Source organism: Cedecea davisae (genome assembly GCF_044095835.1).
GTDB classification, from domain to species: domain Bacteria; phylum Pseudomonadota; class Gammaproteobacteria; order Enterobacterales; family Enterobacteriaceae; genus Cedecea; species Cedecea davisae.
On the sequence record NZ_CP172054.1, the window covers coordinates 2,017,474 to 2,038,323 of the forward strand.

At 54.4% G+C, this 20,850-nt stretch carries 20 protein-coding genes; 12 read left to right on the forward strand and 8 right to left on the reverse strand.

From position 1 onward, the window contains the following. Positions 1-257: 257 nt before the first annotated feature. The 7 genes from ACG1VR_RS09980 to ACG1VR_RS10010 all read left to right on the forward strand — a co-directional run bounded on the left by ACG1VR_RS09980 (position 258) and on the right by ACG1VR_RS10010 (position 8,471). Positions 258-1,694, forward strand: a complete 1,437-nt coding sequence (locus ACG1VR_RS09980) for a purine-cytosine permease family protein (RefSeq protein ID WP_395490830.1) — start codon at positions 258-260, stop codon at positions 1,692-1,694. A gap of 186 nt (positions 1,695-1,880) precedes the next feature. Further along, complete coding sequence (locus ACG1VR_RS09985; RefSeq protein ID WP_395490831.1) at positions 1,881-3,095, forward strand: multidrug effflux MFS transporter; 1,215 nt, start codon at positions 1,881-1,883, stop codon at positions 3,093-3,095. Next, positions 3,092-4,033, forward strand: a complete 942-nt coding sequence (locus ACG1VR_RS09990) for a 3-hydroxy-3-methylglutaryl-CoA lyase (protein WP_395490832.1) — start codon at positions 3,092-3,094, stop codon at positions 4,031-4,033. The genes ACG1VR_RS09985 and ACG1VR_RS09990 overlap by 4 nt, the downstream gene beginning before the upstream one ends. Next, positions 4,030-4,746 (forward strand): alpha/beta fold hydrolase, encoded by a 717-nt coding sequence (locus ACG1VR_RS09995; protein ID WP_395490833.1) that lies wholly within the window; start codon positions 4,030-4,032, stop codon positions 4,744-4,746. The genes ACG1VR_RS09990 and ACG1VR_RS09995 overlap by 4 nt, the downstream gene beginning before the upstream one ends. Then, on the forward strand, positions 4,743-6,902 hold the full coding sequence (locus tag ACG1VR_RS10000) for an isocitrate/isopropylmalate family dehydrogenase (protein WP_395490834.1): 2,160 nt from the start codon (positions 4,743-4,745) through the stop codon (positions 6,900-6,902). Before ACG1VR_RS09995 ends, ACG1VR_RS10000 begins: the two co-directional genes overlap by 4 nt. A gap of 4 nt (positions 6,903-6,906) precedes the next feature. Next, on the forward strand, positions 6,907-7,581 hold the full coding sequence (locus tag ACG1VR_RS10005; RefSeq protein ID WP_395490835.1) for an RraA family protein: 675 nt from the start codon (positions 6,907-6,909) through the stop codon (positions 7,579-7,581). Then, positions 7,578-8,471, forward strand: a complete 894-nt coding sequence (locus tag ACG1VR_RS10010) for a DUF6282 family protein (protein WP_055696363.1) — start codon at positions 7,578-7,580, stop codon at positions 8,469-8,471. The genes ACG1VR_RS10005 and ACG1VR_RS10010 overlap by 4 nt, the downstream gene beginning before the upstream one ends. Here the strand turns inward: ACG1VR_RS10010 and ACG1VR_RS10015 are convergent. The 3 genes from ACG1VR_RS10015 to pth all read right to left on the reverse strand — a co-directional run bounded on the left by ACG1VR_RS10015 (position 8,437) and on the right by pth (position 11,303). Then, positions 8,437-9,327, reverse strand: coding sequence for a LysR family transcriptional regulator (locus ACG1VR_RS10015; protein ID WP_395491085.1), 891 nt, complete (start codon positions 9,325-9,327; stop codon positions 8,437-8,439). The genes ACG1VR_RS10010 and ACG1VR_RS10015 overlap by 35 nt on opposite strands. 158 nt (positions 9,328-9,485) lie before the next feature. Further along, a complete protein-coding gene (gene ychF / locus ACG1VR_RS10020) occupies positions 9,486-10,580 on the reverse strand; it encodes a redox-regulated ATPase YchF (RefSeq protein WP_016536784.1) in 1,095 nt (364 codons plus the stop codon). Between the two features lie 138 nt (positions 10,581-10,718). Beyond that, entirely contained in the window at positions 10,719-11,303 is a 585-nt protein-coding gene (gene pth / locus ACG1VR_RS10025; RefSeq protein WP_016536783.1) for an aminoacyl-tRNA hydrolase, read from the reverse strand. A 273-nt stretch (positions 11,304-11,576) separates the two neighbouring features. On the opposite strand from pth, the gene ychH reads away from it, so the two are divergent. Beyond that, entirely contained in the window at positions 11,577-11,855 is a 279-nt protein-coding gene (ychH, locus tag ACG1VR_RS10030; protein ID WP_016536782.1) for a stress-induced protein YchH, read from the forward strand. A gap of 123 nt (positions 11,856-11,978) precedes the next feature. Then, complete coding sequence (locus ACG1VR_RS10035) at positions 11,979-13,073, forward strand: MerR family transcriptional regulator (RefSeq protein WP_395490836.1); 1,095 nt, start codon at positions 11,979-11,981, stop codon at positions 13,071-13,073. On the opposite strand, the gene ACG1VR_RS10040 is transcribed toward ACG1VR_RS10035, so the two are convergent. Further along, positions 12,988-13,899, reverse strand: coding sequence for a LysR substrate-binding domain-containing protein (locus ACG1VR_RS10040; protein ID WP_395490837.1), 912 nt, complete (start codon positions 13,897-13,899; stop codon positions 12,988-12,990). The genes ACG1VR_RS10035 and ACG1VR_RS10040 overlap by 86 nt on opposite strands. Before the next feature lie 118 nt (positions 13,900-14,017). Between ACG1VR_RS10040 and ACG1VR_RS10045 the strand changes: the two genes are divergently transcribed. Next, the gene (locus tag ACG1VR_RS10045) at positions 14,018-14,758 is read left to right on the forward strand and encodes an SDR family NAD(P)-dependent oxidoreductase (RefSeq protein WP_395490838.1); all 741 of its coding nucleotides are present in this window, start codon (positions 14,018-14,020) and stop codon (positions 14,756-14,758) included. Positions 14,759-14,787: 29 nt separating this feature from the next. Continuing rightward, the gene (locus ACG1VR_RS10050) at positions 14,788-14,997 is read left to right on the forward strand and encodes a 2-hydroxymuconate tautomerase family protein (RefSeq protein ID WP_016536778.1); all 210 of its coding nucleotides are present in this window, start codon (positions 14,788-14,790) and stop codon (positions 14,995-14,997) included. A 12-nt stretch (positions 14,998-15,009) separates the two neighbouring features. Here ACG1VR_RS10050 and dauA read toward each other — a convergent pair whose 3' ends face one another. The 4 genes from dauA to lolB all read right to left on the reverse strand — a co-directional run bounded on the left by dauA (position 15,010) and on the right by lolB (position 19,372). Continuing rightward, positions 15,010-16,665: a C4-dicarboxylic acid transporter DauA gene (gene dauA / locus ACG1VR_RS10055; RefSeq protein WP_395491086.1), complete on the reverse strand. Its 1,656-nt coding sequence runs from the start codon at positions 16,663-16,665 to the stop codon at positions 15,010-15,012. Between the two features lie 142 nt (positions 16,666-16,807). Next, a complete protein-coding gene (gene prs, locus ACG1VR_RS10060; RefSeq protein ID WP_008454180.1) occupies positions 16,808-17,755 on the reverse strand; it encodes a ribose-phosphate diphosphokinase in 948 nt (315 codons plus the stop codon). 124 nt (positions 17,756-17,879) lie between these two features. Next, the gene (gene ispE / locus ACG1VR_RS10065) at positions 17,880-18,749 is read right to left on the reverse strand and encodes a 4-(cytidine 5'-diphospho)-2-C-methyl-D-erythritol kinase (RefSeq protein ID WP_395490839.1); all 870 of its coding nucleotides are present in this window, start codon (positions 18,747-18,749) and stop codon (positions 17,880-17,882) included. Further along, positions 18,749-19,372, reverse strand: a complete 624-nt coding sequence (gene lolB / locus ACG1VR_RS10070; RefSeq protein WP_172569793.1) for a lipoprotein insertase outer membrane protein LolB — start codon at positions 19,370-19,372, stop codon at positions 18,749-18,751. The genes ispE and lolB overlap by 1 nt, the downstream gene beginning before the upstream one ends. Before the next feature lie 202 nt (positions 19,373-19,574). Here lolB and hemA point away from each other — a divergent pair, with 202 nt between their 5' ends. Then, complete coding sequence (gene hemA / locus ACG1VR_RS10075) at positions 19,575-20,831, forward strand: glutamyl-tRNA reductase (RefSeq protein WP_172569794.1); 1,257 nt, start codon at positions 19,575-19,577, stop codon at positions 20,829-20,831. Positions 20,832-20,850: the final 19 nt, after the last annotated feature.

The window sequence follows — 20,850 nt, forward strand, 5'->3', positions numbered from 1 at the left end:
ACCGCGGCAGTTGTACAGATTTCCGCGGTGAACCTCTCCACGCCTTTCCATACATCTTGCTTATCCTTCGGCTTGCAGCCATCACCGTTTTGTATTGGCACATGTAAGCATCAATTTGGTTACATAAAATCTACAATCAGCTTCTCACTTTCACCTTTTCATAGGTGTTTACTCGCGAGAGTGGTTGTATATACATGATTGGTCATGTGATGTTTACCCGATATGGCGCCGTTTAAACAGGTTTTAGCGAGGTAGTTATGTCTTCCCTTTCATCTACAGAAGAGCAGTCTAAGAGCGCAGCCCGGCTTACGGAATCCCGTTCCATCGATTATATCCCCGACGGCGAGCGTCACGGGCATCCCTTTAGCCAGTTTACGCTGTGGTTCGGCGGCAACCTGCAAATCACCGCCATTGTGACCGGCGCGCTTGCGGTGGTGCTGGGCGGAGACGTGGTCTGGTCATTAACAGGATTATTGGTCGGGCAAATCATTGGCGCGGTAGTGATGTCGTTCCATGCGTTGCAGGGGCCGCGGCTGGGATTACCGCAGATGATAATTACCCGCGCACAGTTTGGCGTATACGGAGCGGTCATTCCGTTGGTGCTGGTTTGCATAATGTATATCGGCTTTTCGGCTAGCGGCACCGTGCTGGCGGGGCAGGCCATGGCGCGGCTGCTGTCGGTAAGCGACGTTAGCGGGATGATCTTATTCAGCGCCATTATTGTTGTTATTGCCGTGCTGGGATATCGCGTTATTCACAAGCTGGGCAAGGTGGCGAGCATCGTCGGCGTGCTGGCATTCGCCTGGCTGTTTGCCTCGCTGCTATTGAATACCGACCTCAGCGTGATTATGCAAAACAACCATTTCTCTCTACCGATGTTTTTACTGGCGGTGTCGCTTTCATCGTCCTGGCAAATAGCTTTTTGCCCGTACGTGTCCGACTATTCGCGCTACCTGCCGCGCGGCGTTTCAGGCCCGAAGGTGTTCTTTTCTGTCTTTAGCGGGACGGTGTTAGGCACCCAGGCCTCAATGTCTCTTGGGGTGATTACCGCCGCTATCGCGGGTAGCGCTTTCTCGGGCCACGAGGTGAGCTACATTGTCGGGTTGGGGAAAACCGAAACCATGGCGATGGTCATCTATTTTGCCATCTGCTTCGGCAAAATTACCTTTACCACGCTCAATGCCTACGGCAGCTTTATGTCGCTGACGACAATCGTTTCCGGGTTCCGCAAGCAGGTTACGCTGAGCCAAAAAAATCGTGTTCTATTTGTGGTGCTGATGGTGGCGGCCTCCTGCGTTATTGCATTGCTTAGCGAACCGGCTTTCCTCAAACACTTTACGCATTTTCTGCTGTTTCTACTGGCATTCTTTGTACCCTGGAGCGCGATTGGCCTTACCGATTACTACCTGATCTCAGCCCGCGCCGTAGATATTCCTGCGCTTTTCGATGCCGATAAACGCTACGGGCGCTGGAATCTATTTGGCATTGGCGTGTACGTTTTCGGCGTCCTTATTCAGCTGCCTTTTATTGAAAACCCTTTATTCCATGGATCGTTAACGTGGATTTTCGACGGTAACGACGTTTCCTGGCTTATCGGCTGGTTTGGGACGGCTATTCTGTATTACGGCCTTCATCGACTGGATAAACGTGTGTTGCCAAAAACAACCCTCTATCCTGAACATTCTGACCAATAATCTGGTTATAGAATTAAACCGAATCCACGCCTTTGCGTGGATTTTTTTCATTTGAAGGTTGTGACACCTTCGGGCCATTTAATGTTTACCGATCGGCAACAGAGCGTTTAGCAGATAAGGATTTATAGAGCTGGAATTTTAACCTATCGTCTGTCCACCCAGTTAAACCAGAGTATTGATATACTGATGGAAAAAACACTCACAACGCCTCTGGTGGTGTTGATCGTTTGCCTGTCCGTTGGCGGGTTAATATCTACCGATATTTTCTTGCCTGCGCTCGGAAGCATGAGCCATTACTATAAGGTTACCGAGGCACAAATACAGAATGCTATCGCAATATTTTTATTTGCCGTCTCTTTTTCTCAACTGATATATGGCCCATTAAGCGACAGTCTCGGAAGGAAGAAGGTACTCATCGTCGGGGGCATTATTTGGCTGATTTCAACGATAGCCGTAATCTACACCACCAGTATTAACCAGCTATTGGTTTTACGCCTCTTTCAGGGGATAGGCTCCTGCGCCGGGATAACTATTAGCCGGGCATTGATAAATGACATGATGGATAAAAAGTCTGCCGCGCAATTGTATCTGGTGATTTTTCCTTTTGTCGGCATGTCGCCGGCGATTGCACCTATGATAGGTGGCGTACTGACGCAGTATTTTGGCTGGCATGCATGTTTTATTTTCTTAACCTTATTTATCTTGCTGACGCTGGGGCTTTGTTTTACGTCATTAAAAGAGACTTTGCCGCCAGAAAAAAGACACAGGCTGAGTTTGTCCGCATCACTTATTAATACCTGCAATGTTTTACTGAATAAAAAATTTCTCTATTACGCGGCCATTCCCTGTTTTGCCTATGCGGCTTACTTTGCCTACATCGTAGAGTCACCGTTTATGCTGGGTAAACTGGGACTCTCACCCGTGTACGTGGGTTATACCTACGTGCTGCTTTCGGTGAGCTATGTGGCGGGTAACCTGACGGCCAAAAAAATATCCCGCAAGGAAGGCGTTGAGGCAACTCTGCGTAAGGGATATATCGTTTTTGTTTTCGGGGGGATTATATTTGCATTACAGATGTTTATCAGTCCGCAGCCTTTGGTTTCCAGCGTTATTGCTATTTCTGTTCTTACTTTTGGCAACGGTTTCTTACTGCCGTTGGGCACGGCGTCCGCTATTGCTGCCCACTCACGGGCGTCCGGCACGGCGTCCGGCGTGATGGGGGCGCTACAGCTTGGTAGCGCCGCATTGTCAGCCTTTCTTATCGGCAAAGTCTCAGCGCATAACCCTGAAGTGACGGCGCTTATTATCGCCGCCGTAGCGGTAATTGGGTTTGTGATTTATTTGCTCGGCCAGGCACGGCTGGTTAATTTTATGGAAAATAAAGAGAGTGAAATAAAGTGATAAATAATATTGATGTAACTTTGCGCGACGGCGGCTATCAGAACGGTTTTTGTTTTCCCTCTGACTATGCAGCAAAACATGCTCAGATGCTGACCGAAAGCGGCGTTGAATGGATTGAGGTTGGCTATCGCAATGGATCTTTTAAACCAATCCCGAATATTGGCATGACCGGCCTGTCTCCGGACAGCTATATACATTTTATTCACGCCGCTGCCCCCAATGTTAAAATAGTGGTGATTGCTCACCCGCATAATATTACGACCGAAGATATTAAAGAAATGAAAGCGAGTGGCTTAAGTATGCTTCGCCTTTGTATTAAAGCAGATAAACCACAACGTGCTATTGAATTATGTAAGTTTGCCAAATCAGTTGGCCTGAAGGTCAGCATTAATTTAGTGCGCGTAAGCCAGGTAAGTACCGATACGATGATTGAGATTGCGCATCTTTACCAGGATGCCGGGGCGGATATTTTTTACCTTGCCGATTCAAACGGTAGTTTACTGCCGGAGCAGGTGTCGCACATGGTGTGTCTTATCAGGCTCAAGACTCATCTGGACGTTGGCTTTCATGCCCATGATAATCTTGGCCTGGCCGTGGCTAATTCAATCGAGGCGGTTAGGTCAGGCGCCACGTTCATTGATAGCTCGCTGACCGGGATGGGTAAAGGCGCAGGGAATTTAGCCCTGGAAAGCTGGCTCGCATTGCTTAATTTTTACGAGCAGCAAGAGAAATACAACATCGGCGTAGTTTTAAACCAAATTAATATATTACAGTCCGGCGACTTCTTTAATGCTTCTAAGCGCACCGTGCTGGATATGATTATGGGGCTGTCAAACCTCAACGCTGATTACAGGGCAATAGTAGAAGCTACCCTTGGGCAGGATGTCCCTTCGGTTTTTAAAGAAATTAAAAAGCTTATGGCGGAGAAAGTGGCATGAGTAAAATGGACGTCGTTATTATGGCGCCGGTAATGCCGCTTTGGGACGATGGCATGTTTTGTAAACCGTTGCTTTCGCTGCTGTCGAATAAAGGCTTTAAGGTATCGCTTGTGGATACGTTATCACTGATCCACTCCGCTGACCCAAAAGAAACTATTGAATCGGTCCATCATGAGCTTATTGCCAGAGCGGGTTCACCTTTCCTGCTGGTGGGTTTTGCAATGGCAGGGACACTGGTACAGATATTATCGCCAAGAATGGATTGCCTGACCGGAGTTATTTCTATCAGCGCGCCGGGCTTTGCTGACTATCTATTAAATGAACGCGTCGGTTATTTGGTGTCGTTGCTGAGCAAAGGGTATCTGGATGAGGCCGTCGAGGCGCTGAATCAGTTTGTGGTACCCAAGGGGCAAACGTCTTTGCACGCTGTAAATACTATCCCCGAGTCGCAGCGGAAAGTGGCGATAGAAAGAATGCTGCGCGGGTTTTCTTTATTGCGCAGGTTAGATGCCAGGCCCGCAATGGCAAAGTTCAGCGGAAAATATCTCGGCATTGTTGGGGAAAAATCACAGCTGGCGACCTGGGGTAACCAGACCCACAGCGGTAACCCAAATCACCGCTATGAGCGTATACCGGGGGCGGGCATGCGGCCATGGAATGATAACGCCTCCGCCATCAATCTGCTGGTTAACGAATGGATTGAAGAACTATGAAAAAGGTACTGGTTCTACCTGGCGATGGTATCGGTCAGGAAGTTTGCGAGGCGGCGCTGCCGGTGATTAGCTCGTTAAATTTGCCAATAATGCTCTCGTGGGGAGAGATAGGCTGGGAGTGCTGGAAAGCTGAAGGAGACCCTGTCCCGGCCAGAACGTGGGACGAGATACAGCAGGTGGACGCCATACTGCTGGGTGCGGTTACCAGCAAAGGTAAAGCCGAAGCCGAGCGCGCTCTGCCTTCACACCTTCAGGGCGAGAATATTGCTTATTTGTCGCCCGTTATCCAGCTACGGCAAAGGCTGGGCCTGTTCGCCAATATCCGGCCGGTTAAATATATTGAAGGCGACCGGCGTCCTTTCCGCTGCTGCGTTATTCGTGAAAACACCGAGGGGCTTTATGCCGGGTTGGATTTTAAAGGTGTTGGCGAGGAGGTTTCCGACTGGCTAAAACATCCAAACATCGATCAATATGGCCCGGAAGAGGCAGCGTGGACGGTGCGCCTGCAAACCCGTTTTGGGCTTGAGCGCCTGTTTTATACGGCTTTTGATTATGCCCGTCAGCACCATTTTAGCCGCGTAACCTTTGCCGATAAACCCAACGTTATGCGCGAAAGCGGCCAGTTCGCCGCAGAGGTCTTCTACGAGGTTGCGGCGCAGTTTTCAGATATCGCGGCGGATATCCAGAACGTTGATGCCGTAGCGCTGCGGCTGGTACTCAAGCCTGATGAATACGGCGTTATTGTTGCCGAGAATATGTTTGGCGATATTTTATCCGACCTCGCGGCGGGTATTATGGGCGGTCTGGGACTGGCTCCAAGCGCCAACGTCGGGAGCCATATTCCCTATTTTGAACCTGTACACGGCAGCGCGCCGGGCATGGCCGGGAAGGGCAAAGCGAACCCTTCCGCGATGTTTTACAGCATCGCCCTGATGCTGGAGTATCTGGGATTTAACCGTCAGGCAGAGGCGATTAATCGTGCCGTTGACCGGGTTATTCGGGAAGGCAAAATAACCACCTATGATCTGGGGGGCGCGGCGACCACGCAGCAAATGGCCAACGCTATAATCCGCGCCATTATTGCACCTGCGGTAATGCGCACGGCCAGCGTGATAACCATCGGCGACGAGCTGCTGTCGGGGCAGTATCAGAACAGCAATCAGCAGCATCTGAGCCAGCAACTGGCGAAGGCCAATTATCAGGTCAGGTTGCAGGCGGTCTGCGCGGACAATATCCGGCAAATCAGCAGTGAGATTAACGCCTGCTGCGGGCAGGATGAGCTAATTGTGGTGTGCGGAGGGCTGGGGCCAACTTCGGACGATAAAACCCGCGAGGCGGTAGCGCACGCCGCTAATCAGCCGCTTATTCACCACGAGAATGTCTGGGTAACCATCCAGCAACAGCTGCGTCAGCTTGGAGTGCAGGATGATAAATCGAACCGCCAGCAGGCTTTATTCCCTTCGGGCGCCCGCATTCTCGCTAATCCTTCCGGTACTGCTCCTGGATTCTATATTGCCTGTGAAGGTAGCCAGGTTGTTGTGTTGCCGGGGCCGCCGTCTCAGGCGCTCCCGATGATGGACGGTTTTTTATCGCTCACGGAGAAGCGTGAGGCGGGCAAGAACAAGTACGACTGGATGTTGATTGGTATCTCAGAGGGCGAAGTGGGGTCGAAGGTCAGGGAGTTGCTGCCTTTTACCGAATGGGATATCCATTTTTTGTGGAAAAGCCCGTATGTGCTGGTGCAAATAGAAACGCCGCCGTCGCAGCCCATGCCGCAGGCGATGCTCAATACCCTGGATGAAATCTTCGATGCGCAACTGGTCAGTAAAAATAATAAAACAGCCGTTAACCTGCTGAATGATATTTGCGATATCCGCTGGACTACGCCGGACGCCGCCCTTTCAGTTTTGCTCCTGAATGAGAGAGATACGGCCGGAGGCAAGCCGCTGCTTGCTGCCGAGATCAACGTTAACCCGACGCTGGCAAGCGTTGTCACCGGCGATAACCTGTTGGGGAAAATGAAGATGTCGGTGCGCCTTGAAAGCGGAATGATACAAACGGCTACCTTCCCGTATAACAAAACCTTACTGCCGCAAAGTATCCCGGAATATGCCGCATGGTGCGTTCTGAATGCCCTGGCCGCAGATAATGGATAAGTGCATGATGAACAAAACTCTGACGAATATTCGCCGGCGCCTGTTGGCGCTGGATACGGCGGCGGTATCGGATGCGCTGGACAGCATTTATATCGCCGGGGGAATTCCGGGCATTAAACCGCAGGTTGCGGGGCGTAAAATTGCGGGTCCGGCTTTCACTGTTCAGTATGAAGCTTATGAGCCGGAAAAAAACACCTTTATGAACGCCGGAACCTACATTGACGATGTGCCGGAGGGGGCGATTATTGTCGTTGATAATCAGGGGCGGGAGGATTGCACCAGCTGGGGCAACATCCTGACGACCAAAGCGTTGCAGAAAAAAATAGCAGGCACGGTAATTCACGGTTCGGCAAGGGACATCGCCGATATCCGCAATATGAATTATCCGCTGTTTGCGGCCAATATTTTTATGGTTTCCGGGAAAAATCGGGCGCGCGTCAGGGCAGTACAGTGCGGCCTGGAGATTAGCGGCGTGAAAATAGAGCCGGGCGACTGGATTATGGGCGACGATAACGGGGTGGTAGCGATACCGCGCGACAGGTTAATGGAAGTCGTCTTACTTGCCGAAAATGTTGAAAAAACCGAGCATCAAATCCTCAGCAGTATTAACGAAGGCACAAGGCTTGAAGATGCCCGCCGCACGCTGGGATACGCGGCACCATGGGGGCTAAAAGGATGACCCACCCTTTTTTTGCCCGCTGGTCACAACGGCTGCGCTTTCTGGACGTACATTATCATGCCAGCCCGGACAGCTACCTGCGGCGCTACACCGCGCTTGAGGCCGGGCAGCGCTATGCCGAACTAAAGGGCGGCGTGGTGCTGAAAAGCCATCTGGGCAGCGTATCGGCTCTGGCCGCCGGGCTACAACAGCAGGGATTGCCGGTCTTTGGCTCAATCGTTCTCAATGCTCTGGCAGGCGGGTTCAGCCTTGAGGCTATAAAACAGGCGCTAAGCCAGTATCAGTTCGACGCGGCGCCCCGGCTGCTGGTTCACCTGCCGACCATTGTTAGCAGCGAACACCGGAGCGCGTTAACCCGGACATTCGCTAATAAATATGCTCGTGAAAATGCGCAACAGCCGTTATCTATTACTGACGACGATGGCCGGATCCGCCCCGAGGTGGAAGCGATTATAGCGTTCGCCCGGCATCACAATATCGTGCTTTCTTCGGGGCATGCGGGCAAAGGGCAGACTTTGCGGCTTATTGAGGCCGTGGAAAAAGCGGGCGGCTGCCGGTTAATGCTGAATCAGCCGGCTAATCCTATGACCGGATTTTCCGCCCCCGAGCTTAAGGCGCTGGGGCGCTACAGCTGGCTTTATATCGAGCAATGCGCGCTCACGGTTTACCTTAAATATCAAACCGAAGAAGATATGTATGACGTGCTGTCGGGTGTGAATAATGTGGTTTACAGCTCCGATCTCGGCCAGCCGCACCAGCCGGGTATCAGCCACTGGCTGGCCGACAGCGAAACCTGGTTTCGTCGGGCCGGGCTGGGAGTGGATAAAGTTGACGCGGTCAGGCGGCTTAATCCTCTCAGGATGCTGGATCCGCAACCGTCGCCAGATTAAGAGTGCGGATGAAATCGATAAATGCCTGCTCTTTTGGCGAAGGTTTGGGATTGACGTGCACCACATACATCGGGAGCGGGGGCGGCATAAACTCGCCAAGTATGGAAATTATCTCGCCTGAATTAATTCCGTCCCTCACGGTAAAGTCGGGCAGGTACGAAATGCCGAGGCCATTTTTCACCATTTGGTAGAGATCCAGGCTGTTGCTCACTCTCGAGGTGCTGGCGGGGCGAACCTCCGTTAACTCGCCGTCAATCATAAACTTCCACGAGCGGCGGTGATTATCGAAGTGGAACAGGCAGGTGTGGCTTAGCAGCTCATCAGGGTGGCCGGGCAGGCCGCAGCGCCGTACATAATCGGGCGTGACGCAGGCGTGCTTTCGCCAGTAGCCGAGCAGAGAATAGTAAAGGTTGCTGTCCGGCAGAGGGCCACATTGTAAGGCCAGGTCGAAACCGTGGCTGAACAGTTCCATGCAGTGATTGCCGGTTACCGTCTCCAGCCGGAGTCTGGGGTACAGTTCGAAAAACTGGCGGAGGTTAGGGATAACGTGCAGGTGATTGATGGAGTGGGGAATACCCACCTTCAGGCAGCCGCTGACTTCGGCATTAAAGCTTTTCACGTCCCGCAGGCAGGATTCGTAGTCATCAATAATGGATACGCAGCGCTGATATAACTGTTCTCCGGCAGTTGTCAGCAGCACTTTGCGCGAATTACGCTTAAAAAGCTGCGTTTTTAACTCATGCTCCAGCTTCTCAATACGGCGGCTGACCATAGCAGGGGAGATTTTCATGGCCAGAGCCGCAGCCCTGAACCCCTTGCACTCCACCACCATTCTGAACGCTTTCATGTTTTCCATCACGGCCCGACCCTCCAGTTAATCCATAACTTTAGTGGCGTTAATGTATCGCATTTACCGGGGGAGATCCTGACGGCGCTCGGGAATTGATGGACAGGATTCAGAAAACAAAAAAATCCACGCATTTGCGTGGATTTTTGTTGAAGCGGGGAAGGGGATTAGACGTTGAACAGGAAGTTCATCACGTCGCCATCTTTAACGATGTAATCCTTACCTTCGGCACGCATTTTTCCGGCTTCTTTCGCGCCTTGCTCGCCTTTATAAGTAATAAAGTCTTCATAGGCGATGGTTTGTGCGCGGATAAAGCCTTTTTCGAAGTCGGTGTGGATTTTACCGGCGGCCTGCGGAGCGGTTGCGCCAACAGGGATGGTCCACGCGCGCACTTCTTTCACGCCAGCGGTGAAGTAGGTTTGCAGGTTCAGCAGCTCGTAGCCCGCACGAATTACGCGGTTCAGGCCCGGCTCTTCCAGACCCAGCTCGGCCATAAACTCATCGCGGTCGGCATCGTCCAGCTCGGCGATGTCGGACTCTACGGCAGCGCAAACGGCAACCACAACGGAGCCTTCCCCGGCGGCGATTTCGCGAACTTTATCGAGGTACGGGTTGTTTTCGAAACCGTCTTCGTTAACGTTGGCAATGTACATGGTTGGCTTCAGGGTCAGGAAGCTCAGGTATTTGATCGCCGCTTTGTCTTCTTCGGTCAGATTTTTCAGGGCGCGAAGCATACCGGCGTTTTCCAGCTGCGGCAGGCATTTTTCCAGCGCGGCCAGTTCGGCTTTCGCGTCTTTATCGCCGCCCTTGGCTTTCTTCTGTACGCGGTGAATCGCGCGTTCGCAGGTGTCGAGGTCAGACAGCGCCAGCTCGGTGTTGATAACGTCGATATCGTCAGCCGGGTCCACTTTGTTGTTTACGTGGATGATGTTATCGTTTTCGAAACAGCGTACAACGTGGCCGATAGCTTCGGTTTCACGAATGTTGGTCAGGAACTGGTTGCCCAGGCCTTCACCTTTGGAAGCGCCTTTTACCAGGCCTGCGATGTCCACGAACTCCATGGTAGTCGGCAGAATACGCTGCGGTTTAACGATCTCGGCCAGCTTGTCCAGGCGCGGGTCCGGCATCGGCACAACGCCGGTGTTCGGCTCGATAGTACAGAACGGGAAGTTAGCCGCTTCAATACCTGCTTTGGTGAGCGCGTTGAACAGAGTGGATTTACCAACGTTCGGCAAGCCGACGATACCGCATTTGAATCCCATGGTTTAAATCACCTTAATTGCTTGATAATCAATGAGTTTGTTTGTTCTCATTGAAAAAATGTAGATAACTTTGCCCATTATACACTTAAACCACCGTCAGCGGGGGCGGAAATCGCTGCCCGGTGCCCGCTGACGGGATTATTGTGCTTTAAAGGCGTGCAGACGATTGGTCGCTTTAGTCAGGCCTTCTTTCAGCCAGACTTCGGTGCAGCGCGCCGCTTCGTCAACCGCGTCGTCAATCAGCTTCTGCTCGCTAACCGGTGGTTTGCCAAGTACAAAGCCAACAACTTTGTTTTTATCGCCCGGATGGCCGATCCCGATGCGTAAGCGATGAAAGTTGGGGTTATTGCCCAGCTTGCTGATGATGTCTTTCAGGCCGTTATGGCCGCCGTGGCCGCCGCCAAGTTTGAACTTAGCCACGCCTGGCGGCAGATCCAGTTCGTCATGCGCGACCAGGATTTCGTCCGGCGCAATGCGGAAGAAAGTGGCCATCGCGGCAACTGACTTACCGCTGAGGTTCATAAACGTGGTCGGGACCAACAGGCGCACGTCTTCTCCGCCGAGATTAATGCGGGCGGTATAGCCAAAGAACTTCGCTTCTTCTTTCAGCGACTGATTATGGCGCTCGGCCAGCAAATCCACGTACCAGGCTCCGGCGTTATGGCGGGTAGCCGCGTACTCAGCGCCCGGGTTCGCCAGGCCGACAATTAATTTAATGCTCACGTTTAGCTTCCTGAAAACCGTTCACAGCCGCGTAGTTTACTGTGCTGCCGCCGCGTTGACAAAGCGCAATGGGCGCCGCGCTGAAATATTGAATAGTTGAGGGGTTGAACCATTAGAATTTCATGTAACTCAGCAGCTTATTTGTAAACTTTTGTAGAGCTTTCGTTCGTAATTGTGATCGCCCGCGCATATGGTTTGCAGGGGCATTGTCTATACTTTAGCCACAAGGAAGGGGATGTTCCCCACCGACCCGTAATCTTGCGGAGGTGACATATGAAACGCAAAAACGCTTCGTTACTCGGTAATGTCCTCATGGGATTGGGGCTGGTTGTGATGGTAGTTGGCGTAGGCTATTCGATTCTGAACCAGCTTCCGCAGCTGAATTTACCGCAGTTTTTCGCCCACGGTGCCGTGCTTAGCATCTTCGTTGGGGCGGTACTGTGGCTCGCCGGGGCCCGTATAGGAGGCCGCGAGCAGGTGTGCGACCGCTACTGGTGGGTTCGCCACTACGATAAACGCTGCCGCAGGGATGAACACCACCGCCACGGTTAATAATTATCGGATTTAAAAAAACGGTTCCTGAAAAGGAGCCGTTTTTTTTATGCTTAGCGTGTTGACCCTAACGTAACGTCAGGCTGCACACTTCCCGGCAGCAGAAGCACAAGGAGCAGGTATATGTTGTTTAAAGTAGGCGAACTGGCAAAGCGCGCCGGTATTACGGTACGCACCTTGCACCACTACGAAGCGATGGGCCTGCTGCTCCCTTCTGCCCGCACCCCTGCCGGATACCGGCTTTATAACCGGCAGGATATTACCAGGCTCCATCACATTCAGGCGTTAAGCCGCATGGGAATGAGCCTGAGCGAGGTGCGCGACTGTCTCGAGAGTCAGGCCGTGTCGCTTAACGAGATCATTGATTCACAAATCTCGATGCTGGACGGCCAGCTGGCGGAAATCACCACTTTGCGCCAGCGCCTTGTTTCGCTACGTGAGACGTTAAGCCGCGGCGCGGAGCCTGATCTCGGGGAATGGCTAACTACCCTGGAGTTAATGACGATGTACGATCGCTATTTTTCAAAAGAAGAGTTAGGGCGTCTGCCCTTTGCGCAGCCCGACAGCGGCCGCGATGAAGAGTGGAAACAGGTTGTTGCTGAAGTGGCCGCCCTGCGCCAGCAAAACGTGCCCCCGGAGGATAAACGGGCGCAGCAGCTGGCTGCCCGCTGGATGGAGATGCTGGTACGCGATACCGCGGGCGAGCCAGATTTTCTGGTGCGCCTGAATGCAATGCATCAGGTTGAGCCGGAAATGAGCAAACAAACGGGCATCACTGCCGAAATGACCGGCTATGTCACCCGCGCTTTCGGGCAAAGCAAGCTGGATATTTATCGTCGCTATCTGGACGATGAGGAATTTGCGTTCACCAGCCGTCACTATTTTGACCGGATGCAGGAGTGGCCGCCGCTGGTGGCTGCCGTATGCCAGGCCAAAGAGCAGGGCGTGGCCCCTTCGTCGGACGAGGCCCAGCGGCTGGCCCGCCGCTGGCTGGAACTCTTCCAGTCTTTTGCCGGTACAAGTCCGCAAACCCAGATGAAGTTCCGCGCGGCTATGACTCAGGAGCCTGAGCTAGCCCGTGGAACGTGGATGACGCCCGAGCTGCTGGTCTGGCTACAGCAGGCGGTGGGGATTATGTTCCAAGCCGCTGGGCTAAGAAGTCAACAAGGCAGCGAACCCGCAGCGACAGGTGGCGGGCGTGAGGGTAAAGCAAAATAAAAGGCCGCGAGCTGCCGCCGTATTCGGGTAGCAGCTCCACCAGGCTTCCGTCGGCCAGGTCTTGTTCAACAATAAATCGATAGGTCTGAACAAGGCCTGCGCCGCTGCGGGCCAGGGTGACTATTCCTAAGAAGTCTTCACAGCAGGTAAACCCTCCGCTGGTAAAAACGTCGGTGCTCTGGCCATCGAGGCTGAACGTCCAGGGGACTTTGCGCCCGGTGCTGGGCAAATCAAATTGAATGCATTCGTGCTGGCTTAACTCATCCAGCGTTTTTGGCGTTCCCGCACGCCGCAAATAATCGGGCGAGGCGACCAGCACCAGTTCCGCGTCTTCGAGCTTGCGGGCTATCAACGACGAGTCCGCCGGAGAGCGCCCGCGGATGGCTATGTCATAGCTCTCGTCGGCGAAGTCGATATTACGGTTGCTGATGTGAATTTGTACCGATACGCGGGGATAAAGCCGCCTGAACTCGGGCAGCAGCGGCAGAACGCGGTAATGAGAATAGGGCGTGGGAACGCTAATGCGAAGCATGCCCGCAGGCTCCATCTGCGCGCCGGTGACTTCCCGCTCGGCCTCTCTCAGCTGCTGAAATGCCTGTCGGCACTGCTGATAATAGCGCTCGCCGCTGTCCGTCAGGCGGATTTGGCGAGTGGTTCGCACAAACAGGCGCACGCCCAGCCGTTCTTCCAGCCGGGCAATGGAGCGGCTTACCGCCGCGGGCGTGATGCCGATAAAATTCGCCGCCGCGCTGAAGCTCAGGCGTTCAGCTGCCTGGCAAAACAGTTCGATGGTGCCGAGCTGCATCTCTTCGAAGTGGCGTTTCATGCCGGTTTTCTCTCCGTATTTATTACATGATGTATCTATTCATGTTACAGGTAGCTGATTTATCGTCCATTATGTCACAAGTATAGTCGGCTCCACATCCACAAACAGGAGCACTATCATGCAGGCAACACCAACCGTTATTGTCACCGGCGCTTCAAGCGGCATCGGCCTCGCCATCGCCGGAGCGTATCTGGCTCGAGGTTATAACGTGGTCGGCAACGGCCGTACCCTTCAGCGCTTGCAGACCGCAGCGGCAAGCCTGGGCAATCCGCCAAATTTCCTGCCGATTGCCGGTGATATTTCGCTGCCGGCTACGGCAGAAAAGCTGTTTAAAGAGGCGATTGCCGCTTTTGGTAAGGTCGATATTCTGATCAACAACGCGGGCATTTTTATTCCCAAACCGGCGACCGAATATAGCGAGCAGGATATCGACGCGCTGATCAATACCAATCTGAAAGGCTTCCTGTTCCCGTCGCAGCAGGCCGCCAGCCATATGAGCAAAAACAAAGCGGGGCATATCGTTAACATTACGGCCAGCATTGCGCTCCAGCCGAATGTTAAAGTCCCCGCGCTGCTGCCGGTGATGATTAAAGGCGGGTTGAACGAAGCCACCCGTGGCCTGGCGCTGGAACTGGCGGCTGACAATGTAAGAGTGAACGCCGTTGCGCCTGGGATTATCGAAACGCCTCTGCATTCAGATTACTCGGGATCTATCGGCTTTCTTAGCACGCTTTCACCGAGCGGGCGTACCGGTAAAACGCAGGATGTGGTTGATGCGGTGCTCTACCTGACTGATTCCACGTTCGTCAGCGGGACGGTGATGGCGGTGGACGGCGGCAGCACCGCCGGAACCTGGTGATGTTTGGCCGTTAATGAAAGGGTAAATTTATGCCGTATGTGAATATTCGGGTGACGAAAGAAGGGGTCAGCGCGGAGCAAAAGCAGGCGCTGATTGAAGGCACCACCGACCTGCTAATGAGGGTGTTGAATAAAGATCCCGCCACCACCTTTGTCATCATCGACGAGGTCGAAACCGATAACTGGGGCGTTAACCGCGAAAGCGTCACCAGCAGACGGCGGCGGGAAGCCAGAGGGTAGCCGGGCTAGCCGTTATTCAGCGGCCAGAGCCGCCTGAACGTCAGGGAAGAATGCAAGACGGCCAGGGATTGGCTGTACGCCAGCCCGGGCCAGCGTGCGCAGCGGCTGGAACTCCAGGTTGGTTACTCTCAATTCGCAGCCTTCCGGCAGTTTTTCAACAAAGCGCTGGAAGGCATCGAGCCCGCCCGCGTCCAGCACCGGCACCGCATCCCACTGCAAAATAATCAGGCGATGCCCGGCAACCTGCCGCGAAAGCTCGGTGAACAATCCTTCGGCGGCGGCAAAAAACAGCGGACCCGTCACGCGCAGCGCCAGCACACCTTCCGGTACCGAAACGTTGCTCAGCAGAGCCAGGCGGGTCATTCGCGCCACTCGGCGCATAAACAGCAGTGAAGCCAGCACAATCCCAACGCTTATCGCGATAACCATGTCGAACAATACGGTCAGCGACATGCAGATGAGCATCACGATAATGTCGTCTTTCGGCGCTTTACGCAGCAGGCTGACGACTTTGTGCGCCTCGCTCATGTTCCACGCCACCATCAACAGCAGGGCCGCCATGGCAGAAAGCGGCAGCCAGGAGAGCAGCGGTGCCAGCACCAGTAATGCCAGAATAACCAGCAGAGAGTGAATAATTGCCGCCACGGGAGAAGTGGCCCCGGCGCGCACGTTTGCCGCCGAACGGGCAATGGCCGCGGTGGCGGTAATTCCGCCGAAGAATGGCGCAATAATATTGCCCAGCCCCTGGCCGATAAGCTCGCCGTTGGCATTGTGTTTGGTGCCGGTCATTCCATCCAGCACCACGGCGCAAAGCAGCGACTCAATCGCGCCCAGCATCGCCATAGAGAATGCGGCAGGCAGCAGGGCACTGAGTGAATCCCAGCTCAGGGTAAAGTTTGAATTTGGCATGTCCCACGGCAGCATTAGCTGCGGCAGCAGCTGAGGAATGCCGTTGCCCTGGCTACCGTCGGCCAGAATATAGTGGAAGCGCGATCCGATAGTTGCCACTTCGCCGCCGAGCGCGGTAACAATAGCCATTACGGCGCAGCCCGCGAGCAGCGCAGGCAGGTGGCCGGGCAGGCGAATGCCAAGGCGCGGCCAGAAGATAAGCACCGCCAGGGTAACAATTCCGATAGCCGCATCGCCGACGTTCACGGTCGGCATCGCCATCGCAAGGGCGGCGACTTTATTCAGATAATGCTCGGGCACATGTTCGAGCGTCAGGCCGAAGAAGTCTTTCACCTGCATAGTCGCGATGGTGATACCAATCCCGGAGGTGAAGCCGAGGGTGACCGAAAGCGGAATGTACTCAATCAGGCGGCCAAACCGCGCCAGGCCGAACAGGATCAGGAACAGGCCGGACATCAGCGTGGCAACCAGCAGCCCGGCCAGGCCAAATTGCTGCGCTACCGGATAGAGGATAACCACAAAGGCTGCGGTAGGCCCGGAGACGCTAAAGCGCGAACCGCCGCTCAGGGCGATAACAATCCCGGCAACTGCCGCGGTGTAAAGGCCGTATTGCGGCGCTACGCCGCTGCCGATAGCCAGCGCCATCGCCAGGGGAATAGCGATTATGCCTACGGTTATGCCGGCGATAGCATCACGGGTAAAGCGGGAAAGGGTGTATTTCTCGCGCCAGCAGGCGTCAATAAGGGCGCGAAAAGGCATTACGTGAGAAGAAGATACGGTTTTCACTATGATTCCATCCGTGAGCGCATCATCTGTCATTCAGGCAGGTGAAGGAGGCATTTAAAAAGAGTAGTACAAAAACGAAAAAACCCGCCGCAGCGGGTTTTAAAAGCAATGTCGATTAATGTTCGAACATCGCAGAGATAGATTCTTCGTTGCTGATGCGGCGAATAGCTTCGGCCAGCATACCGGACAGAGTCAGGGTGCGGACGTTTGGCAGCGCTTTGATTTCGTCAGACAGCGGGATGGTATCGCATACGATAACTTCGTCGATAACCGAGTTTCGCAGGTTGTGAACCGCATTGCCGGAGAAGATCGGGTGAGTTGCGTAAGCGAATACACGTTTCGCGCCACGTTCTTTCAGCGCTTCCGCCGCTTTGCACAGCGTACCGCCGGTATCGATCATGTCGTCAACCAGAACGCAATCACGGCCGGACACGTCACCGATGATATGCATAACCTGGGAAACGTTAGCGCGTGGGCGACGCTTGTCGATGATAGCCATATCGGTGTCGTTCAGCAGCTTAGCGATAGCACGGGCACGTACCACGCCGCCGATGTCCGGGGAAACCACGATTGGGTTTTCCAGGCCGATTTGCAGCATATCTTCCAGCAGAATTGGGCTACCGAAGACGTTGTCTACCGGCACATCAAAGAAGCCCTGGATTTGTTCAGCGTGCAGGTCCACGGTGAGAACACGGTCAACCCCTACGCTTGAGAGGAAGTCAGCGACGACTTTCGCGGTGATTGGCACACGAGCGGAGCGCACGCGGCGGTCCTGACGGGCGTAGCCAAAGTAAGGGATAACAGCGGTGATACGGCCTGCAGAAGCGCGGCGCAGGGCATCGACCATGACAACCAGTTCCATCAGGTTGTCGTTCGTTGGTGCACAGGTGGACTGGATGATGAAAATATCACCACCGCGTACATTTTCGTTGATTTGTACGCTTACTTCACCGTCGCTAAAGCGACCGACGGCGGCGTCACCAAGGGAGGTGTACAGGCGGTTGGCAATACGTTGTGCTAGTTCCGGGGTGGCGTTACCAGCAAAAAGCTTCATATCAGGCACGAGAAGAACCTCAGGCATGCGTCCAGTGGCGGATGGTTGCTACCGCAAATGTGCGGGCGGGGTAGCCCCCATCCAGGCGGTGTATTAAAGAGCACGATGCAACGTCTGAAACGAGGTGACGTTGTCACCAATGCCCAGCTTGCCCGGATATGGCCTGATGCAGCGGAGATCTATTAACGCCTCGCGCAACAAACCCATGCAGCCATTCCGGGGCTTGCTCAAGCACCTGCCGGGCGGCCTGCTCGGTGTCGAATTCTGCAAACACACAAGCGCCGGTGCCGGTCAGGCGCGACGGCGCGTATTCTAACAGCCAGGAAAGCGCCGCATCAACCTCGCGAAAACGTTTTCTTGCGATAACCTCACAATCGTTGCCAAATTCACATTTTAGCAACGTGTCAATTGACCTTATCGGGGTTTCGCGCGGCAGTTCCGGATCGCCAAAAATGATCGGTGTCGGAATACTCACGCCGGGGTGGGCAACCAGATACCATTTTTCCTCCGGCTCGACCGGCGTCAAAATTTCGCCAACCCCTTCGGCAAAGGCCGCGTAACCGCGAACAAAGACCGGCACGTCCGCGCCCAGGCGAATGCCCAGTCCGGCCAGCTCGTCTTCGCTACAGCGGGTATTCCAGAGCTGATTCAGGGCAACCAGTACCGTCGCGGCGTTGGATGAGCCTCCGCCCAGTCCACCGCCCATCGGCAGTTTCTTCTCCACGCCTAGATCGGCTCCTGCGCCCGCGGGCAAAGTGCCTTTCTCAGCGGCAAAGGCTTGCAGCAGGCGGGCGGCACGCACGATAAGGTTTTCTTCGTCCGGTACGCCAGCGATGGGCGTCACCAGACGGATAACGCCGTCCTGGCGCGGTTCAATTGTCAGCGTGTCGCCGTAGTCAAGAAACTGAAACAGCGTCTGCAAATTATGGTAACCGTCCGCGCGGCGGCCGGTGATATAGAGAAAAAGGTTCAGTTTTGCGGGAGCAGGCCAACGGGAAATCATTATTTCACCGTCCAGCTATCCATTTTCAGCTTGATGCGCTGGTCGCCCTCACGCAGCTCCATATTGGACGGCAGGGAAGGCTGGATTTTACTGTCGTAGTCGCTGTACACCACTTTCCAGGTTTTACCGCCCTGGGTGTAATTGACTTCACGCAGGCGATACTGGTCGTCAAGTTTGTAGTCGGTGGACTCGCCCGGCAGGCCCAGCATCCACTGGCGCAGGCTGTTAAGCGGGATCGGCATCCCGGTCAGCTTGCCAATCATCTCTTCGGCATCCGTCGCAATGTAGCGCTTGCCGTCGCGGTCGGTTAGCTGAACCTGGTTCGGCTGGGCATTAAGCTCAAGTTCGGTGCTGCCAAGCGGGTTGGTAAGCAGCAGGCGGTAGCGGTCCGGGGCGGTTTGCTGCCAGTTAAAACGGGCATATACCTTTTGGCTATCGGAAAGATAAGCAAAAGCGCCGCGCGTTTGATACTGGGTGATTTTTTGCACTTGTTGCTGATGTTCTAACCACTGCGGCGAGTCAGGGCTTTTACCCGGCCCGCTCGGCTGGTGAACTGAACAGGCGGCCAGAACCAGGCTGGCAAGGGGCAGAAGGCGCATCAGACGGGCTTTGGGCATAAACATAGCGGCAGCAAATCCTTAAAGTCATTTTGGTGGTCAACCGTTCATGCTAGCGGCCAGGCGGGAAGGCGTCTACGGTCAAGTTGTCTTAAATCATAAATCATCCGCATACTCCGCAAGGGGAAGCTCTCTTTTATTGACCGTGCTCATCCTGTATGATGCGACCAGAAATCCTTATCAACATCGGTATTACTCAGACCGCTCCATGACCCTGTTAGCGCTAGGAATTAACCACAAAACGGCCCCAATATCGCTGCGAGAACGTGTTACGTTTTCGCCGGACACGCTCGACCAGGCGCTGGGAAGCCTGCTGGAGCAGCCGATGGTGCAGGGCGGCGTGGTACTTTCTACCTGCAACAGAACCGAGTTATACCTGAGCGTTGAGCAACAGGAAAATCTTCACGAACAGCTGGTGCGCTGGCTGTGCGACTACCACAACCTCAATGAAGAGGAAGTGCGCAAGAGCCTCTACTGGCACCACGATAACGACGCCGTCAGCCATTTAATGCGCGTGGCGAGCGGTCTGGACTCGCTGGTGCTCGGTGAACCGCAGATTCTCGGCCAGGTCAAAAAAGCCTTTGCCGACTCGCAAAAAGGCCATTCGCTTTCCAGCGAGCTGGAACGCATGTTCCAGAAGTCCTTCTCTGTCGCCAAGCGCGTTCGCACCGAAACAGATATCGGCGCCAGCGCGGTGTCGGTCGCCTTCGCCGCCTGTACTCTGGCGCGGCAAATTTTTGAATCCCTCTCTTCGGTCACCGTGCTGCTGGTCGGCGCCGGGGAGACTATCGAACTGGTTGCCCGCCACCTGCGCGAGCACAAAGTTGAGAAGATGATTATCGCCAACCGCACCCGCGAACGCGCTCAGGTGCTGGCGGACGAAGTCGGCGCGGAAGTGATTAGCCTGAGTGAGATAGACGAACGCCTGGCGGACGCCGACATCATTATCAGCTCCACCGCCAGCCCGCTGCCGATTATCGGCAAAGGGATGATGGAACGCGCCCTGAAAGCCCGCCGTAACCAGCCGATGCTGCTGGTGGATATCGCCGTGCCGCGCGACGTGGAGCCGGAAGTCGGCAAGCTTGCAAACGCCTATCTCTACAGCGTGGACGACCTGCAGGCCATTATTCAGAACAACCTCGCCCAGCGTAAAGCGGCGGCGGTTGAAGCTGAAACCATCGTGGCCCAGGAGTGCAGCGAATTTATGGCGTGGCTGCGCGCGCAAAGCGCCTCCGAAACCATTCGTGAATACCGTAGTCAGGCAGAGCAGGTGAGAGACGACCTCGCTGCCAAAGCGCTGGCCGCCCTTCAGCAGGGTGGCGACGCGGAATCCGTCTTGCAGGATCTGGCCTGGAAACTGACCAATCGCCTGATCCATGCTCCAACCAAATCGCTCACGCAGGCCGCCCGTGACGGGGACGACGAACGCCTGCAAATCCTGCGTAACAGCCTCGGGCTGGATTAGCACACACAACTCTTATTAC

Coding starts and splice junctions, on each gene's coding strand:
- ACG1VR_RS09980 (WP_395490830.1), top strand. CDS start 258: ATGTCTTCCCTTTCATCTACAGAAGAGCAGTCTAAGAGCGCAGCCCGG.
- ACG1VR_RS09985 (WP_395490831.1), top strand. CDS start 1,881: ATGGAAAAAACACTCACAACGCCTCTGGTGGTGTTGATCGTTTGCCTG.
- ACG1VR_RS09995 (WP_395490833.1), top strand. CDS start 4,030: ATGAGTAAAATGGACGTCGTTATTATGGCGCCGGTAATGCCGCTTTGG.
- ACG1VR_RS10000 (WP_395490834.1), top strand. CDS start 4,743: ATGAAAAAGGTACTGGTTCTACCTGGCGATGGTATCGGTCAGGAAGTT.
- ACG1VR_RS10005 (WP_395490835.1), top strand. CDS start 6,907: ATGATGAACAAAACTCTGACGAATATTCGCCGGCGCCTGTTGGCGCTG.
- ACG1VR_RS10010 (WP_055696363.1), top strand. CDS start 7,578: ATGACCCACCCTTTTTTTGCCCGCTGGTCACAACGGCTGCGCTTTCTG.
- ACG1VR_RS10015 (WP_395491085.1), bottom strand. CDS start 9,327: ATGGAAAACATGAAAGCGTTCAGAATGGTGGTGGAGTGCAAGGGGTTC.
- ychF (WP_016536784.1), bottom strand. CDS start 10,580: ATGGGATTCAAATGCGGTATCGTCGGCTTGCCGAACGTTGGTAAATCC.
- ychH (WP_016536782.1), top strand. CDS start 11,577: ATGAAACGCAAAAACGCTTCGTTACTCGGTAATGTCCTCATGGGATTG.
- ACG1VR_RS10035 (WP_395490836.1), top strand. CDS start 11,979: ATGTTGTTTAAAGTAGGCGAACTGGCAAAGCGCGCCGGTATTACGGTA.
- ACG1VR_RS10040 (WP_395490837.1), bottom strand. CDS start 13,899: ATGAAACGCCACTTCGAAGAGATGCAGCTCGGCACCATCGAACTGTTT.
- ACG1VR_RS10045 (WP_395490838.1), top strand. CDS start 14,018: ATGCAGGCAACACCAACCGTTATTGTCACCGGCGCTTCAAGCGGCATC.
- ACG1VR_RS10050 (WP_016536778.1), top strand. CDS start 14,788: ATGCCGTATGTGAATATTCGGGTGACGAAAGAAGGGGTCAGCGCGGAG.
- dauA (WP_395491086.1), bottom strand. CDS start 16,665: ATGCCTTTTCGCGCCCTTATTGACGCCTGCTGGCGCGAGAAATACACC.
- ispE (WP_395490839.1), bottom strand. CDS start 18,749: ATGATTTCCCGTTGGCCTGCTCCCGCAAAACTGAACCTTTTTCTCTAT.
- lolB (WP_172569793.1), bottom strand. CDS start 19,372: ATGTTTATGCCCAAAGCCCGTCTGATGCGCCTTCTGCCCCTTGCCAGC.
- hemA (WP_172569794.1), top strand. CDS start 19,575: ATGACCCTGTTAGCGCTAGGAATTAACCACAAAACGGCCCCAATATCG.